General features: G+C 53.5%; 22 protein-coding genes. 13 read left to right on the plus strand and 9 right to left on the minus strand.

What is annotated here, in order from left to right:
- Positions 1–18: 18 nt before the first annotated feature.
- Both CX650_RS09810 and CX650_RS09815 read right to left on the minus strand, forming a co-directional pair.
- The gene (locus CX650_RS09810; RefSeq protein ID WP_039033473.1) at positions 19–522 is read right to left on the minus strand and encodes a YqhA family protein; all 504 of its coding nucleotides are present in this window, start codon (positions 520–522) and stop codon (positions 19–21) included.
- Between the two features lie 90 nt (positions 523–612).
- Positions 613–1,416, minus strand: a complete 804-nt coding sequence (locus CX650_RS09815; protein WP_101095770.1) for a crotonase/enoyl-CoA hydratase family protein — start codon at positions 1,414–1,416, stop codon at positions 613–615.
- Between the two features lie 362 nt (positions 1,417–1,778).
- Here CX650_RS09815 and CX650_RS09820 point away from each other — a divergent pair, with 362 nt between their 5' ends.
- Together CX650_RS09820 and CX650_RS09825 are read left to right on the plus strand one after the other, a co-directional pair.
- Positions 1,779–2,774, plus strand: a complete 996-nt coding sequence (locus tag CX650_RS09820; RefSeq protein ID WP_039033474.1) for a response regulator — start codon at positions 1,779–1,781, stop codon at positions 2,772–2,774.
- A 15-nt stretch (positions 2,775–2,789) separates the two neighbouring features.
- Positions 2,790–3,749, plus strand: a complete 960-nt coding sequence (locus tag CX650_RS09825; protein ID WP_101095697.1) for a sensor domain-containing diguanylate cyclase — start codon at positions 2,790–2,792, stop codon at positions 3,747–3,749.
- 65 nt (positions 3,750–3,814) lie between these two features.
- Here CX650_RS09825 and murA read toward each other — a convergent pair whose 3' ends face one another.
- The 7 genes from murA to mlaF are packed head-to-tail and all read right to left on the minus strand — an operon-like array spanning position 3,815 to position 8,416.
- Positions 3,815–5,074, minus strand: coding sequence for a UDP-N-acetylglucosamine 1-carboxyvinyltransferase (gene murA, locus CX650_RS09830; protein ID WP_101056020.1), 1,260 nt, complete (start codon positions 5,072–5,074; stop codon positions 3,815–3,817).
- A 9-nt stretch (positions 5,075–5,083) separates the two neighbouring features.
- Positions 5,084–5,341: a BolA family protein gene (locus CX650_RS09835; RefSeq protein ID WP_039033477.1), complete on the minus strand. Its 258-nt coding sequence runs from the start codon at positions 5,339–5,341 to the stop codon at positions 5,084–5,086.
- A gap of 7 nt (positions 5,342–5,348) precedes the next feature.
- Positions 5,349–5,636 carry an STAS domain-containing protein gene (locus CX650_RS09840; RefSeq protein WP_101056021.1) on the minus strand — a complete coding sequence of 96 codons (288 nt, stop codon included), beginning with the start codon at positions 5,634–5,636 and terminating at the stop codon, positions 5,349–5,351.
- A complete protein-coding gene (locus CX650_RS09845) occupies positions 5,633–6,289 on the minus strand; it encodes an MlaC/ttg2D family ABC transporter substrate-binding protein (protein WP_101095698.1) in 657 nt (218 codons plus the stop codon). The genes CX650_RS09840 and CX650_RS09845 overlap by 4 nt, the downstream gene beginning before the upstream one ends.
- A 10-nt stretch (positions 6,290–6,299) precedes the next feature.
- Entirely contained in the window at positions 6,300–6,773 is a 474-nt protein-coding gene (gene mlaD / locus CX650_RS09850) for an outer membrane lipid asymmetry maintenance protein MlaD (protein ID WP_101095771.1), read from the minus strand.
- A 43-nt stretch (positions 6,774–6,816) separates the two neighbouring features.
- On the minus strand, positions 6,817–7,602 hold the full coding sequence (gene mlaE, locus CX650_RS09855) for a lipid asymmetry maintenance ABC transporter permease subunit MlaE (protein ID WP_071237372.1): 786 nt from the start codon (positions 7,600–7,602) through the stop codon (positions 6,817–6,819).
- Positions 7,589–8,416: a phospholipid ABC transporter ATP-binding protein MlaF gene (gene mlaF / locus CX650_RS09860; RefSeq protein ID WP_028779515.1), complete on the minus strand. Its 828-nt coding sequence runs from the start codon at positions 8,414–8,416 to the stop codon at positions 7,589–7,591. Before mlaF ends, mlaE begins: the two co-directional genes overlap by 14 nt.
- Before the next feature lie 285 nt (positions 8,417–8,701).
- Here mlaF and CX650_RS09865 point away from each other — a divergent pair, with 285 nt between their 5' ends.
- From CX650_RS09865 to CX650_RS09915, 11 genes are all read left to right on the plus strand, one after another.
- Positions 8,702–9,664: a calcium/sodium antiporter gene (locus tag CX650_RS09865; RefSeq protein ID WP_025011769.1), complete on the plus strand. Its 963-nt coding sequence runs from the start codon at positions 8,702–8,704 to the stop codon at positions 9,662–9,664.
- Positions 9,665–9,694: 30 nt separating this feature from the next.
- Positions 9,695–10,672 (plus strand): KpsF/GutQ family sugar-phosphate isomerase, encoded by a 978-nt coding sequence (locus tag CX650_RS09870; protein ID WP_028779517.1) that lies wholly within the window; start codon positions 9,695–9,697, stop codon positions 10,670–10,672.
- Positions 10,672–11,223, plus strand: coding sequence for a 3-deoxy-manno-octulosonate-8-phosphatase KdsC (gene kdsC / locus CX650_RS09875; protein ID WP_101095699.1), 552 nt, complete (start codon positions 10,672–10,674; stop codon positions 11,221–11,223). The genes CX650_RS09870 and kdsC overlap by 1 nt, the downstream gene beginning before the upstream one ends.
- On the plus strand, positions 11,220–11,780 hold the full coding sequence (lptC, locus tag CX650_RS09880) for an LPS export ABC transporter periplasmic protein LptC (protein WP_025011766.1): 561 nt from the start codon (positions 11,220–11,222) through the stop codon (positions 11,778–11,780). Before kdsC ends, lptC begins: the two co-directional genes overlap by 4 nt.
- Entirely contained in the window at positions 11,767–12,300 is a 534-nt protein-coding gene (gene lptA / locus CX650_RS09885) for a lipopolysaccharide transport periplasmic protein LptA (protein WP_028779518.1), read from the plus strand. Before lptC ends, lptA begins: the two co-directional genes overlap by 14 nt.
- Complete coding sequence (gene lptB, locus CX650_RS09890) at positions 12,297–13,025, plus strand: LPS export ABC transporter ATP-binding protein (protein ID WP_025011764.1); 729 nt, start codon at positions 12,297–12,299, stop codon at positions 13,023–13,025. Before lptA ends, lptB begins: the two co-directional genes overlap by 4 nt.
- 95 nt (positions 13,026–13,120) lie before the next feature.
- Positions 13,121–14,584 carry an RNA polymerase factor sigma-54 gene (locus tag CX650_RS09895; RefSeq protein ID WP_101095700.1) on the plus strand — a complete coding sequence of 488 codons (1,464 nt, stop codon included), beginning with the start codon at positions 13,121–13,123 and terminating at the stop codon, positions 14,582–14,584.
- A gap of 31 nt (positions 14,585–14,615) precedes the next feature.
- Positions 14,616–14,903 (plus strand): ribosome hibernation promoting factor, encoded by a 288-nt coding sequence (hpf, locus tag CX650_RS09900; RefSeq protein WP_025011763.1) that lies wholly within the window; start codon positions 14,616–14,618, stop codon positions 14,901–14,903.
- Positions 14,904–14,905: 2 nt separating this feature from the next.
- Positions 14,906–15,349: a PTS IIA-like nitrogen regulatory protein PtsN gene (ptsN, locus tag CX650_RS09905; protein WP_025011762.1), complete on the plus strand. Its 444-nt coding sequence runs from the start codon at positions 14,906–14,908 to the stop codon at positions 15,347–15,349.
- Positions 15,346–16,200, plus strand: a complete 855-nt coding sequence (rapZ, locus tag CX650_RS09910) for an RNase adapter RapZ (protein ID WP_045283471.1) — start codon at positions 15,346–15,348, stop codon at positions 16,198–16,200. The genes ptsN and rapZ overlap by 4 nt, the downstream gene beginning before the upstream one ends.
- Positions 16,187–16,462 carry an HPr family phosphocarrier protein gene (locus tag CX650_RS09915; protein ID WP_025011760.1) on the plus strand — a complete coding sequence of 92 codons (276 nt, stop codon included), beginning with the start codon at positions 16,187–16,189 and terminating at the stop codon, positions 16,460–16,462. Before rapZ ends, CX650_RS09915 begins: the two co-directional genes overlap by 14 nt.
- Positions 16,463–16,530 lie beyond the last annotated feature (68 nt).

A 16,530-nucleotide genomic window follows, 5' to 3' on the forward strand; every position in this document is an offset into this window, starting at 1 on the left:
CAAATGTCGGCAGTGCGATTACTCTTTCTTGCCGCCATTGGAGAACATCAACGCCAGGGAGATGAGTACCACAGTGCCTCCCATGAACAGCAAATCCAGTGCCGAGCTGGGCTTGATATCGGCAAAGAAGGAAAACACCTTGATGATCAGCATCATCAATATCACTTTGCCCAACTTGCTCTTGAGTGCATCTATGCTGGAGATGATCAGTATCTTCCCACCGGTATCCGAGTTACTGGCAGGTTCCAGGTTGCGGATAAAGAGTTCATAGAGGCCGAAAGCAAAGATCAGCAGCACAGCCCCGAGCAGGAAGGTATCCAATATCTCCACCAGTACCATCACAAGATCGTTGCGCACATCATAGCTACCACTGAGCAGGTACTCCCACAACAGGGCAAACATATGTAGCACGTCCTTGACTCCCATGACAAAGGTGACCAAGGCCGCCAACACACAGGAGAAGACTCCAACCATGACAGACAAGCGACTGCCCCACAGCAAGCGTTCAAAAAAAATCCGCATCCCAATTTCCATCTAAAAATAAAGTGACGGATTTTCAGGCGCTTCTGTCATATAGGTCAAGTTAATATTTATTTAGCCGTGAAGGGTATCTCACCAGTTTCGCCGCGGTTCAAAGGCCCGCTCGGGATCCTTGCCCTGCCGCACGGCAGCAATGGCTCTGTTACGCCCCAAAAGCAGACGCACCTGGCTCCAGGACTCCCGCGCCAGCAGGCGCCGACGGGAACCGTTCCAGCTGCGGTTGATACTCAGTTTGATCGCCGCCAGTGCATCGGGAGAGCGTTCATTGAGTTCAGCTGCCAGTTGTTGTGCCCGGGCCAGAGGCTCACTGCTGCACTCGGTCACCAACCCAAGTTCCAACGCCTTGCAAGCGGGGATTAATTCCGCCGTCATACTGAGTTTCAATGCCTGATCTTTGGTCAGAATTTCCCGCAAACTCACCAAGCCGCCCATGTCGGGCACCAAGCCCCATTTGGCTTCCATAATAGACAATTCGGCGTCATTGGCGGCAATCCGAAAATCGGCGCCGAGCGCAATTTGCAAGCCACCGCCATAACAGCGACCATCCAAGACGGCAATCACAGGAACCGGCAGCTCACGCCAGGCGACAGACACCTGTTGCGCCAGATTGGCATTGCCCGGTAACCACTTGAACAACAGCTTCAGCGCTTGCCAGGGAGAGTTAGCCACACTCTTGATATCCAAGCCGGAGCTGAATTGGCCACCCTCACCTCTGAGGATCACCGCCCGCAAATGCCGTTGACGGCGCAAGTAACGCGCCATCGCCTTGAGCTCGCTGAACATAGTGTAATTAATAGCATTGAGCTTATCCGGCCGGTTCAAGCTAACGATAGCCAGCTGTTGCTGCCATTCCAGGCTAAGAGTCTGCCACTGCATCTGCAGGTCCTTGAAAGTTGAAGTTATGTTAACGGTATCACCATCAAACAGGTCAGGCCAGATCAAAAATCGCTCTATTTCAATATCACAGCACAGTTTAAATTTTGGCTTGCGTCAATAAACTGACATTGGTTTTGACTTAGTGGCGACAAGTGTTCACAATATCGACCCTCAAAAGGCAAGCCATTGCACTAAATAAGATTTTATCCTGCCAAATATGAGAAATGGACATAAAGTCCGTATCCGCCGGTATATTGCTATCGGCCCTGTCCTCTCTGATCCAGCGGCATAGTCAGAGGATAATCACAAAAACGCCGCTGTAGGTGTTATCTTCAAGTAATGCGGTAGAACAGGAAATCTCTATGGCGATTCCGGTACTCATATGCGACGACTCTGCGCTGGCGCGAAAGCAGATGGCCCGTACCCTTCCCAAAGAATGGGAAGTCGACATCAACTTTGCCGCCAATGGCGCCGAAGGACTTGAGGCTATCCGCGCCGGCAAGGGTGAGATTGTCTTTTTGGACCTCAACATGCCGGTCATGGACGGCTATGAAGTGTTGCAAGCCATTCAACAACAAGATCTGCCGGCGATGGTGATAGTCGTCTCTGGTGATATCCAAATTAAAGCCCATCAAAGAGTCAAAGCCTTGGGCGCGCTGGATTTTATTCAAAAGCCCGTCAGTGCTGATGCCATTCGCAACATACTACAGGAATATGGCATTTTGCAGTTGGCCGAAGGCGGCGACGGCAACGAAGAACCTATGATCCAGGTGGATATGCGCGATGCCTGCCAGGAAGTTGCCAACATTGCCATGGGACGCGCCGCCGATCTGCTGGCCAAGTTGCTGGATGTATTTGTGCTCTTGCCCATTCCCAACGTCAATGTGCTGGAGGTCAGTGAGTTGACCATGGCACTCAAGGCCACAGAGCAAAGCCCCAAGATATCAGCGCTGTGTCAGGGTTTTATCGGTGCCGGCATTGCCGGTGAAGCACTATTGCTGTTTCACGACTCCAGCTTCAAGGATATGGCCAAGTTAATGGGCCTGTCGGATCCCGAAGACACCAACACGGAAATCGAGGTGATGATAGATACCGCCAATGTGCTGATCGGCGCCTTCCTCAGCGGCATCTCGGAACAGCTGGATATGCAATTCAGCCAGGCGCACCCTGTGGTGCTCGGACGGCATTGTACAGTGAACGATCTGATCCACGATAACTCAGATCGCTGGCAGCGCACGCTGGCGATGGAGATCAATTATCGCATCGAAGATCACAATGTGCAGTGTGATCTACTGCTGCTCTTTACCGAAGACTCCTTGCCGACGCTGAATTTCAAGCTCGGCTATCTGATGAACTGACAAAACAGGTTTGCCATGGCAAAGGATTTGAATGCAATAAATGAACTGCACTGGCTAATCGACATGGTGCAAACCATAGAGGTTGGCCTGGTGGTACTGGACCGAAATTACAATATTCAGCTGTGGAATGGCTTTATGGAAAACCACAGTGGCGTCTCTCCCAACGATATTAAGGGCACCAACCTGTTTGAACGTTTTCCGGATCTGCCGGCCAGTTGGCTCAAGCAGAAGATGGAATCTGTGTTTCTGCTGAAAAACCGCGCCTTCATCAGCTGGGAGCAGAGGCCCTATGTATTCAAATTCAAGAACTACCGGCCCATCACCGGCCGCGCCGAATTCATGTTCCAGAATGTCACCCTGCTGCCGCTGGCCTCTCTCACCGGGCAGATCTCCCATATCAGCATTATTATCTATGATGTGACGGATATCGCCATCAACAAGCTACAGCTCAAAAGCGCCAACGAACGCCTGGAACACCTGAGTCAAACCGATGGCCTGACCCAACTGCACAATCGCAGACACTGGCAATTTTGCATGCAGCGGGAGTTTGATCGCCACACCCGCTATGGCGAGCCAGCCAGCCTGGTGATGTTCGATATAGATCACTTCAAACGGATTAACGACAGCCTGGGGCATATCGCCGGAGACAGGGTTATTCAGCATCTGTCCCATATTCTCAGCCAAAACCTCAGGGAAACCGACTGCGCCGGGCGCTATGGCGGCGAAGAGTTTGCCGTGGTCTTGTCCCACACCAGCGCCGAAGATGCCCGCTCCTTTGCCGAGCGGCTACGCACTCAGATAGAAAGTAGCCGCTTCAGCTTCAATGGTCAGCCGGTACCTTTTACTATCAGTTTGGGGATCTGCGATCTGAGTGACGAGGTGGAAAACAGCGACCAATGGTTGGCCAATGCCGATCAAGCCCTATATCAGGCCAAGGTTTCCGGCCGCAACTGCGTCAGTATTTTCAGCGATTGATTTGCCGGGAAGACACCAATAAAAAACCACTCTGAGAGTGGTTTTTTATTGGTCGTGCAACCGGGTCAGGAGAGGCGCTCTACCGAGCCACCTAGGCCTTTGAACTTATCTTCGATATGTTCATAGCCTCTATCCAGATGATAGATACGATCCACCACTGTGGTGCCTTCGGCCATCAGTCCGGCAATCACCAAACTGGCAGACGCCCGCAGATCGGTCGCCATCACCTGAGCACCATTGAGCTGTTCAATACCGTGAATAATACAAGTATTGCCTTCCAGCTCCATATTGGCGCCCATACGGTTCAACTCGGGCACATGCATAAAGCGGTTCTCAAAGATGGTTTCCGTGATAGTGCCTGTGCCTTCTGCCAGTGCATTGAGCACACAGAACTGCGCCTGCATATCGGTCGGAAATCCTGGGTAAGGCAGAGTCTTGATATTGACTGACTTGGGACGCTTGCCCTTCATATCCAGGGCTATCCAGTCGCTGCCGGTAAGGATTTCGGCGCCGGCATCTTCCAGTTTGGCCAGCACAGCTTCCAGCGAGCCAGGATCGGCATCCAGACAACGGATCCGGCCACGGGTCACGGCTGCAGCCACCAGAAACGAGCCTGTCTCAATTCTGTCCGGCATCACCCGATAACGGCACCCATTGAGTTTTTCCACCCCTTGAATCCGTATGGTGGCTGTTCCGGCGCCCTCTATCTTGGCCCCCATGGCGATAAGGCACTTGGCCAGGTCCACCACTTCGGGTTCGCGGGCGGCGTTTTCAATCACGGTTTCACCATCGGCCAAGGCCGCGGCCATCAGCAGATTCTCCGTGGCACCGACACTGACCATATCCATAAAGATATGCGCGCCCTTGAGGCGACCATCGACCCGCGCCTTGATATAGCCTTCATCGACTTCTATCTTGGCGCCCATCTGCTCCAGGCCATGCAGGTGCAGGTTCACCGGCCGGGCACCTATGGCGCAGCCCCCCGGCAGAGACACATCCGCCTTACCGAAACGTGCCAGCAAGGGCCCCAGGATCAGAATCGAGGCGCGCATGGTTTTCACCAGATCATAAGGGGCGCAAAACTCATTGATGCCGCTGGCATCGATACGTATCTGCCCTTTACCTTGCTCGCTGACATCGGCACCGAGGCAACGCAATAACTTACAGCTGGTGTTAACGTCCCTCAGATTAGGTACGTTGGAGACCAGGAATTCCGATTCAGTCAACACCCCGGCCATCAGGATAGGCAGAGCGGCGTTCTTGGCTCCTGAGATCACCACGTTACCGGCAAGCGCACCGCTTGCCTGAATTTTCAGTTTATCCACATTGATACTCTAGGCTGGCATGTTGAAGATTTTTTCACGCTGCCACTGGGTAGGCGTAAAAGTCTTGATACTGAGCGCATGCATCTCACCACTGGTGATCTTATCCATCAGGGGCGCATAGATAGCCTGCTGCTGCTTGATACGGCTCATGCCATCGAAACATTCACCCACGGCCACTATCTTGAAATGACTGCCTTCGGCGCTGACATAAACTTCCGTCAACGAGAGTGAGTCCTTTAATATTTGTTCTATCTCTGTGGTATTCATAGGAAACTTACCTAGTTTGGCCCTCTTTGGTAAAGAAGGCATCCAAATCATACAGGGCGATCAACTTACGCACCTGTGGCGAGGGAGAAGCCAGGGTCAGCTCCCCCTTTCTGAGACTGACAAGCTCCATTAGAAACGCCATGCCGGCACTGTCCGAGTATGTCAGCTCGCTGAGATCCAACCGGCGCACATCGGCCGGCAGCAGTGTCTTGCGCGTTTTCCACAAGCGGGTGACTTCTTCTTGAGTCAAACGCCCGCTCAACTTGCAGCTATCGCCCTGTGGCTCAAGCTTCATAGCGCATCCTTGCCTTTGGGGCCATCGGGATCCACGTGAGCCTGAGTGCGCTCTTTAAGCATCTCAATCACGTCATCTATGCCTTTTTGGCGAATGAGTGTAGTGACTTCCGATTGCTTGGAGGCCAGCAAGCTGACACCTTCGGCAACCAGGTCAAAGGCCTTCCAGGTATCGTCCTTCAAACGACGTGCCTTGAACTGCAACTTGATGGGCGGACGACCCGCTTCAATGATCTGTACATTCACCTCGACTATCTTTTCCTGGCTGAAGTCGATGGCGCGGCCAAATTCCACCTTCTGATTGGTGTACTCGGTAAAAGCCTGGGCATAGGTGGAAACCAGATAGCCCTCAAACGCATCGACAAAGGCATCACGCTGCTCTCTGGTGGTCTGCTGCAGGTATTGGCCCATCACCTTGTAAGCGGCGTACTTGTAATCCACATAAGGCATCAGCTCCTCTTTAACGATCACCTTGAGGTGATCCGGATTGCTGTCGATAATGCTCTTATCCTGGTGAAAACGGTTAAATGTCTTGTCGGCAACCTGCTCCACCATGACATAAGGGTTGCTGGTATCGATATCGGCCGCCTGTGCCACCGATGCAGACGCCAGGCAGGCGACGGCCAACAGATTACGGATTATCCCTTTAAACATCTCAGTGCTCCTAGTTGTCCTTTGAACCCATGCTATATAAAAACTGTCCGATCAACTCCTCCAGCACCAGTGCCGAACGGGTATCGTCAATGCGATCGCCATCTTGCAAAATCGCGATATCGTCATCCATAAACCCGGGCGTCAAGCCGAGAAACTGTTCACCCAGCAAACCAGAGGTCAAGATAGCCAGGCTGCTGGTTTCGGGAAACTGGTCGTAACGCTTGTCCATGGTCAGAGTCACCACTGGCACCATCTGCTTGGGATCCAGGGTGATCTTACTGACCCGACCGACAACCACGCCGCCAACTTTTACCGGTGAGCGTACTTTAAGTCCGCCAATATTACTGAACTTGGCCGTCAGAGTGTAAGTATTGCTAGAGGACTGCACCTCCACATTGGCCACCTTGTATACCAGCAGCAGAAAAGCTGCCAGACCCGCCAATAGGAAGAGTCCCACCATAAATTCAATTTTTCGTGTCAACATAGAGTCACCAGAGTTAATCATCCATTATGCGCCGGCGCCAAAATCAGCGGGCAAACATCAGCGCCGTCAATAAGAAGTCCAGCGCCAATACCGCCAGGCTGGACTGCACCACAGTCTGGGTGGTCGCGCGGCTAATCCCTTCCGGATTAGGCACCACCTGATAACCACGATAGAGGGCTATCCAGGTCACCACTATGGCAAAAACAAAACTTTTAATCAGGCAGTTGACTATGTCCTGCCGCCACTCCACCGCGGCCTGCAGAATCGACCAGAAGGCGCCATTGTCTATGCCTTTCCATTCAACCCCAACCAGATAACCGCCATAGATACCCACAGTGGTAAACATCAAGGCCAACAACGGCATGCTGATCACCCCGGCCCAGAAGCGCGGCGCAATCACCTGCCGTAGCGGATCTATCGCCATCATCTCCAAACTGGAGAGCTGCTCTGTGGATTTCATCAACCCCAGTTCAGCGGTCAGGGCCGAACCGGCGCGGCCGGCAAACAGCAGGGCTGTGACCACAGGGCCAAGTTCCCTGAGTAAACTCAACGCTACCATGGGGCCCAGGCTCTCTTCGGTGCCAAAGTCCACCAGGATGTTGTAGCCCTGCAGCGCCAGCACCATGCCGATAAACAGTCCGGAAACCAAAATGATCACCATGGACTGCACGCCGACGACGTAAACCTGTTTTATCAGCAGTGGCAAGCCTTTGCGTGGCTGTGGCAGCTGCATCAGGGCGCCCCAAAGCATCACCCCCGCCTTGCCAAGCCCTGTCACCAGACTCAGCGCATTGCGGCCAAGATTGGCTATCGAATCAGTCAAGCTCACCGAGCAACTCCTTCTGATAATCCTGCGCCGGATAGTGGAAAGGCACGGGGCCGTCCGGCATACCGTCGATAAACTGCCTTAGCTGTGGATTGTCGGCCTGCTTGAGCTCGGCCGGTGTACCTTGGGCTATGATGCGCTTATCGGCGATCACATACACATAGTCGGCAATACTCAGCACTTCACTGACATCGTGGGAAACCACCACAGAGGTGAGGCTCAAAGCATCGGACAACTCTTTGATAAGCTTCACCAGCACCCCCATGGAGATGGGATCCTGACCGGCAAAGGGCTCGTCATACAGCACCATTTCCGGCTCGAGTGCTATGGCGCGGGCCAAGGCTGCCCGGCGCTGCATTCCGCCGGAAAGTTCGCTTGGCATCAACTGCGCCGCGCCGCGAAGTCCTACAGCTTCAAGCTTCATTAACACTATGCGGCGGATAATAGCTTCCGGCAGCCCTGAGTGCTCCCTGAGTGCAAAGGCCACGTTATCGAACACATTCATGTCGGTGAACAGGGCGCCGCTCTGGAACAACATGCTCATCCGCTTACGAGCTTCAAACAGCTCGTGGCGGCTCAGCTTATGAATGTCCTGACCATCGAACAGCACCTGGCCGTGATCCGGAGTCAACTGCCCACCAATGAGCTTCAGCAGCGTGGTCTTGCCTATGCCGCTGGGCCCCATGATGGCAGTAACTTTACCCCTGGGAATCGTGAGGCTTATCTGCTCATAAATCACCCTCGAGCCACGACTGAAGCCGAGATTGTTGACCTCGACCAGGGGAGAAGGATTTTGCTGCTTGCTGGATTCCGGCATCAAAATGAAATGGAGACCTTGTCTAGTGGAATTCAAGTTACGGCGCAGCTGTAGCTGCCATGGCACATAAGGCCCGCCGTTATAAGGCTTGATACTGCCGCAGGCTTACTGAATTGACGCTGAATGGCGCCCGGTAACCCGTATGGCCAAGCCAAAGATAAGCGATAAATTGTACGCAATTGAGGATAAGCGCACAACTGAATCAATAGTATCGCGCCGTGATACTTTCAATTTGTAGCAAATACGGCGAAAATGCACGCCAGAATCCGTAGCTTTATTTACTGCATGTTATTCAATATTTTCTTGCTGCTCGCCGGCTTGTCCGTCCTGGTCTGGAGTGCCGATAAATTCGTTTATGGTGCCGGGGCTTTTGCCCGTAACCTGGGGTTACCCCCCATGTTGATAGGACTGACCATAGTGGCCATGGGCAGTTCGGCCCCAGAGATGTTCGTCGCCGCCAGCGCCTCCATGGCCGGCATGCCGGATACGGCTGTGGGTAATGTGCTGGGTTCCAATGTCGCCAATGTCAGCTTGATCCTGGGTTTAACCGCCCTGCTCGGGGCTATTGCCGTCAGCTCCAAGACCCTGAAGCGGGAGATCCCCATGATGCTGGGCGCCACAGTGCTGGCGGGCTACTTCCTGCACGATGAGTATCTTAGCCGCAGCGAAGGGGTTATTTTACTGGCGCTGTTCTTCGGCCTGATGGGCTATCTTATCTGGCATGCGCTGACCAATAAGAACAAGGATCCGCTCGCCGACGAAGCCGATGCCGAGATCCCCAAAGATGTGCCCACTGCCAAGGCGGTACTATGGTTGATAATAGGCTTGGTACTCTTGCCGCTGTCGGCGGATTGGATGGTGGACGGTGCCGTAGGCATCGCCAAGTCTTTTGGACTGTCTGATCTGGTTATCGGTCTAACCATCATTGCCGTAGGCACCAGCCTGCCGGAACTGGCGGCCTGTGTGGCCGGTGTGCTCAAGAAAGAGGACGACCTGGCCATAGGCAATATTGTCGGCTCCAACCTGTTCAACATACTGGCGGTACTGGCAATACCCGGCCTTATCGCCCCGGGGGTAATCGATGCCGCGGCGGCCGGACGCGACTTTTATATGGTTTTGGGCACCAGTTGTGCCCTGGCACTTCTGGTGCTGAGCACAGGCAAACAACGTGAACTCAAACGCTGGCACGGTGCCTTACTACTGATAAGCTTCATCGGCTATCAATACAGCCTGTTTCAATCCCACTAGCGATGAAGGGCAAAAAGACGAGAGACAACTATGGCAGAAGCTAAGCAACTGCGCCAATGGGGCCGCAGAGTAATAGATATCGAGAAACAAGCACTGGATAACCTGTACCAGTTTGTCGATTCCCCCGAGTTCGCCCAAGCCTGCGAACTGATCCTCAACTGCAGCGGCAAGGTGATAGTGATGGGGATGGGGAAATCGGGCCATATAGGCAACAAGATTTCTGCCACCCTCGCCAGCACGGGCACCCCGGCATTCTTCGTTCACCCGGGCGAAGCCAGCCACGGCGACCTGGGGGTGTTGAGTGAAAACGATATCGTATTGGCTATCTCCAACTCGGGCGAGTCCAGCGAAATTCTCACCCTGATGCCCGTCATCAAGCGCCAGGGGATCCCTATGATCTCCATGACAGGTAAGCCCGAATCCACCATGGCCAAACTGGCGCAGCTGCATCTGTGCATCAAGGTGCCGGAAGAAGCCTGCCCGCTGGGGCTGGCGCCCACCTCCAGCACCACGGCCACCCTGGTGATGGGAGATGCCCTGGCGGTCGCGCTACTGCAAGCCAAGGGCTTTACCAAAGATGACTTTGCCCTGTCGCATCCCGGCGGCGCTTTAGGACGCAAGCTGCTGCTCAAGGTCAGCGATGTGATGCACAAAGGCGAAGAGCTGCCGTTGGTCACAGAAGATATCTGTATCACCGACGCCCTGTATGAGATCTCCAAGAAGGGCCTGGGTATGACCGCCGTGGTCAATCAGCAGAAGCAACTCGTGGGTATCTTCACCGATGGTGATTTGAGACGTGTCATAGACGCCGGAGTCAACCTGCGTACTACAAAAATCAGCGACGTCATGACCCGTGATTGCATCACCAGTGGTGACAATATCCTCGCAGCGCAGGCGCTCAAGGTGATGGACGAGAATGACATCAACGGTCTTATCGTCATCAATGGCGCCAATGAGCCGATTGGGGCACTCAATATGCTGGATATGGTCAAGGCGGGGGTTATCTGATGAGTCATCAAGGTTTCTACGGCCCCATAAGCGAAGATAACTGGCAAAGAGCCGCCAAAATCAAACTGCTTATCTGTGATGTCGACGGTGTCTTCTCCGATGGCCGCATCTATATGAGTAACAGCGGCGAAGAGCTGAAAGCCTTCCACACCCGCGATGGCTATGGAGTGCGTTCGCTGCTGTCCTGCGGCATTCAGGTGGCGGTGATCACCGGCCGCAAGTCCCAGATAGTCGAAAACCGCATGACGGCCCTGGGGATAGACAAGATTTATCAAGGCATAGACAACAAGCTTGAGCCCTATGAGGCGCTGCTTAAACATTATGACCTCAAGCCTGAACAAGTGGCCTATATCGGTGACGACATTGTCGACTTGCCGGTGATGAAGCAAGTTGGACTGGCGGTTTGCGTAGCCGATGGCCATCCTTGGGTAAGGCAGCACTGCCACATGGTCACTCAGATTGCCGGCGGCCATGGTGCACTCCGGGAGCTGGCGGATCTTATCCTGCTCAGTCAGGACAAATTTGAAAATGCCCACGGAATGAGTATATGAATAGGGTCACCCTGGCCATTATTTTGTTTTTCTCCACTGCACTTATCCTTTACTGGCAGGTGCAGAACAAGCGCAACGCTCAACAGAGTGAGGCGCCTGTGGATGTGGTTAGGCCTGACTTTGTCGCCGATGACCTGCGCTCGGTCAACTTTGATGAGCAGGGCAATGTCGCCAGTAGGGTCGCCGCGGCGCACATGGAACATTATGAAGCCAGTGAAAAGACCTTCTTCAACCAACCGGTTTATCTGGTCTATCCGGACAAGGGCGAGGCACAGTGGCGTCTGTCTGCCAACGAGGGCAGGCTCAATCGCAAGAGTAACCGAGTGGTACTTGAAAATAATGTTATCATCGACGCCATTAGCCCCAATGAACCGATCCAGAGCCTGAAAACCAGTTATGTGGAGCTGGATCTGGACACCATGATCATGACCTCAGATCGCGAGATCCTGATCGAAGGCAAAGACTTTAATATCAAGGGATCCGGCCTGTACGCCGATCTCAATGCTCAGCAAGTGAAGCTGACCAGTCAGGTGAAAGGAACCTATGAAACCAAGTAAGCTTTTTATCGGTGCCCTCTTGTGCATCACAAGCCTGTCGGCAGTGGCCATTGAAGAAGATCTGCTGCAAAAAGTAGAGATCAGCGCCGCTAATCAGTTTGCCGATATCAAAAACAAGCGTGTGGTATACGGCGGGCCTGTCACAGTCACCCAGGGCAGTTTGAAACTGCTGGCCGATGAACTCACGGCTTACACAGAAGACAAGAGTGGCGAGCGGATCCTGGTGGCCAAGGGCTCACCCGCTACCTATACCCAGAAACTGGAAGACGGCCGTCTGGCCAGTGCCAAGGCCAAAGAGATCCACTACAACATAGACAGTCGTATCATGACCCTGCTGGGCCAGGCCAAAGTAGAACAAGACGGCAGCGAAGTGACCGCCGAGAAGATAGTCTACGACATCAACAAGCAGCAGCTGGAAGCGGAAAGCAGCGGCAAAGGCCAAGACAGGGTAACCACTGTTATTCAGCCGGAAAACTATCAGGATCTCAACAAGAAAGAACAGCAGCAGGAGCCGCAATGACCAGCACCCTGACGGCACAGAATCTGGCAAAGAGTTACAAGAAGCGCAACGTCGTCAAAGACGTCAGCCTGTCGGTCAATACCGGCCAAATCGTGGGGCTGCTGGGCCCCAACGGGGCTGGCAAGACCACCACCTTCTATATGGTGGTTGGGCTGGTACAGAGTGACAAGGGCCGTATCTTCATTGACGACGACGAGCTGACCCTGGATCCCATGCACCTGCGTGCCCGTAAAGGCATAGGCTACCTGCCACAGGAAGCCAGTATTTTCCGCAAGCTGTCGGTGCATGACAACATCATGGCCGTGCTGCAAACCCGCAAAGAACTCAACAGCGACGAGCGCGAGGAACAGCTCGAACAGTTGCTGGAAGAATTCCATATTACCCACATACGTGACAGCCTGGGGATGTCCCTCTCCGGCGGTGAACGCCGCCGAGTGGAAATCGCCCGGGCATTGGCCGCCAATCCACAGTTCATTTTGCTGGATGAGCCGTTCGCCGGTGTGGATCCCATCTCAGTTATCGATATCAAGAAAATCATCGAACAGCTTAAGTCCCGCGGTTTGGGAGTGCTGATCACAGACCACAATGTTCGCGAAACACTCGACGTTTGTGAGCGAGCCTACATAGTCAGCCATGGGCAGTTGATCGCCGAGGGCACACCCGCTGAAATCTTGGACAACCAGCAAGTGCGCGCTGTGTACTTAGGCGAACAATTCAGGCTATAGTTAGGATCATGTCATCCGGTGGCAATTCCGGGTATTATAGTTTGTTATTATTGAATTTTTTCCTTGAAAAATAACGAGTAGGGATTAGCGGTATAATGAAAGCGTCACTCCAGCTCAAACTGGGTCAACAGTTGACCATGACACCTCAGTTGCAACAGGCTATTCGCCTGCTGCAACTGTCGTCCCTTGAGCTGCAGCAAGAAATCCAGGAAGCCTTGGAAGCCAACCCTCTGTTGGAAATGGCCGAGGACAACCAGGATGACGCTATCGACGACAACCACAAGGAAAACGACGCCGGCGAGTTGAGCGCCAAGCAGGAAGATGGTTCCACGGTAGAAACCTCAGAGGCATTGAACAATGAGTCTATGCCGGATGAATTACCTATGGATACCACCTGGGACGAAGTCTTTACCGCCGCCAGTGCCTCAGGGCCGGCCATGGGCCGTGAAGATGATATGCCCTTCCAGGGGGAAACCAGCGAAGGGCTCTATCAACATCTGGAATGGCAGAAGAACCTGACCCCGTTTTCCGATACCGACGACGCCATTGCCACCGCCATCATAGATGCCATCGACGAGCAGGGCTATCTGACCCAGAGCACAGAGGAGATCCTCGAAGCCATGGGCAACCCTGAGATTGAGCTCGATGAAGTCGAGGCGGTACTCAAGCGGATCCAGCACTTCGACCCTGTCGGCATCGCCTCCAGAGATCTGCGCGAATGCCTGCTGATCCAGTTGCAACAGTTCAACGCCGACACCCCGCATCTGGCCGACGCCCGCTTGTTGATTGACGAACATCTGGATCTCATTGCCGCCCGCGACTTCCGCACCCTGATGCGCAAGACCAAGCTCAAGGAAGATCAGCTGCGTGACGCCATCAACCTTATTCAGAGTCTCAATCCCCGCCCCGGCTTGCTGGTGCAGCCGATGGACGAGGAATATGTGATCCCTGATGTCAGCGTCTGGAAGAAAAACGGTCGCTGGGTAGTGGAACTCAACCCTGACTGTATGCCCAAACTCGGGATCAATCAGCAGTATGCAGCCATGGCCCGCAGCGCCCGCAGTCAATCAGACAGCCAGTTTATTCGTGGTCATCTTCAGGAAGCCAAATGGTTTATCAAGAGCCTGGAGAGCCGCAACGACACCCTGCTCAAGGTGGCCAACTGTATAGTGCAGTTCCAGCAGGGATTTTTTGAATATGGTGAAGAGGCCATGAAACCCATGGTGCTCAACGATATTGCCGAGGCTGTTGAGATGCATGAATCGACCATCTCCAGGGTCACCACTCAAAAGTATATGCATACCCCCAGGGGAATATTTGAATTGAAGTACTTCTTCTCCAGCCATGTCGGCACCGAAGATGGCGGAGAATGCTCTTCCACGGCGATCAGGGCTTTTATCAAGAAGCTCGTGGCAGCGGAAAACCAGAAGAAGCCTTTGAGCGACAGCAAGATGGCGCAACTTCTGGCAGAACAGGGAATCAACGTTGCAAGACGCACCATAGCCAAGTATCGCGAGGCTATGATGATACCACCGTCGAACCAGCGTAAGAGTTTATAAATCCACAGTTGGAAATTGGAGGAATCTTTCTATGCAAATCAACCTGACAGGACATCATATCGAGATCACCGACTCACTGCGTGACTACGTGGAAAGTAAGTTTTCTAAACTTGAACGCCATTTCGAACAGATCAATAATGTGCACGTTGTGCTCAATGTACAAAAACTGCAACAGATTGCTGAAGCCAAGATCCACCTCACAGGCGGCGAAGTCTATGCAACTTCTGAACATGCCGACATGTATGCCGCCATCGACGTTCTGATTGATAAATTGGATCGTCAGGTCATTAAACACAAAGAAAAGCTGACAAAACACTAACGATGGAACTGAGTACCATCCTGCGGCCGGAGTGCACTACCTGTGCCACTCCGGGCAGTAAGAAAAAGGTACTGGAGCTGATTAGCGATCTCGCTAGCGCCCAGTACCCCACCCTTTCCTCTCAAGCGATTTTTGAAAGCCTTTTGGCCCGCGAAAAGATGGGGAGCACAGGTATAGGTAATGGTATTGCGATTCCGCATGGTAGACTACCGGACATTACAGAGCCGATTGCCGTGCTGGTCAAATGCGAAGAGCCTATCGCCTTCGATGCCATAGACAACCAGCCGGTGGACATACTGTTCGCCCTCCTGGTGCCCGCAGATCAATGTCAGCAACACCTGAGTACCCTGTCCGCCATGGCTGAAAAGCTCAGCGATAAGGCGATACTCAAGCAGTTGCGAAAATCCAGCGACGAAACAGAACTCTATCAGGTGATCACAGGATGAAACTCGCCATAGTCTCAGGCCGCTCCGGTTCCGGAAAATCCGTTGCCCTCAGGGTACTCGAAGACCTGGGTTACTACTGTGTGGATAATCTCCCCCTGCCCATGATAGGCAGCCTGTTGGAAAACCTCCGTGGCAGCAATGATCTGGTCGCCATCAGCATAGATGTGCGCAATATGCCGGATCAGGAAAAAGTGCTGGAACAACAGTTGGCGGCCTTGCCGGAAAACACCCAACTGACCAGCTTCTTCCTCAACGCCTCCGATAAAGTGCTGCTGAAGCGCTACAGCGAAACCCGCAGACTGCACCCCCTGTCCAAGAGCAAAGTCTCACTACAGGACGCCATCAAGCTCGAAGGCAAGCTGCTGGAACCTATGTCGAAACTGGTGGATCACTACATAGACACCTCGGCGCTGAACATCTATGAACTCAGTGACACAGTGCGGGAAATTCTGCTTGGCAGTGTCGATAAAGAACTGGTGATCAACTTCGAGTCGTTCGGCTTTAAGCATGGTATGCCCCAGGAAGCCGACTTCATGTTTGATGTGCGCTTTCTGCCCAACCCTCACTGGGAGCCGGCGCTCAGACCGCTGACCGGGCTGGATGAAGCTGTGCAGGAGTTTCTCAGCCGCCAGCCACTGGTGAACAAGTTTATCTGGCAGATAGAAAATCTATTGGAAACCTGGCTGCCGCACCTGGAACGCAACAACCGCAGTTACCTCACCATAGCCATAGGCTGCACCGGCGGCCAGCATAGATCTGTCTATGTCGCTGAGCAGCTCGCCAAGCGTTTTGGCAACAGCAAACACAAGGTACAGGCCCGTCACCGGGAGCTGAGTAATGGCAAAGGTTGAACGGGAAGTCACCATAGTCAATAAGCTGGGCCTGCACGCCCGCGCCGCCACTAAGCTGGCGGTGCTGGCCAGCGAGTTCGAAGCCGATATCACCCTGATCCAAGGCGAGAAAAAAGCCTCGGCCGCCAGTGTACTTGGGCTCTTGATGCTGGAAACCGGTCAAGGCAAGAGTATTCGCCTCATCGCCGAAGGCCCGGATGCCGAACCCGCGATGGACGCTATCTGCGCCCTGATCAACGCCCGTTTCGACGAAGCCAGCTAAAGCCTTAGCGCTGTACTCTTTGTTTCTATAACACCCCTGTCTTGAGGTAACATATCCTCGCTTTGCAT

The organism is Shewanella indica (genome assembly GCF_002836975.1).
In the GTDB taxonomy this organism is placed as follows: Bacteria; Pseudomonadota; Gammaproteobacteria; order Enterobacterales; family Shewanellaceae; genus Shewanella; species Shewanella indica.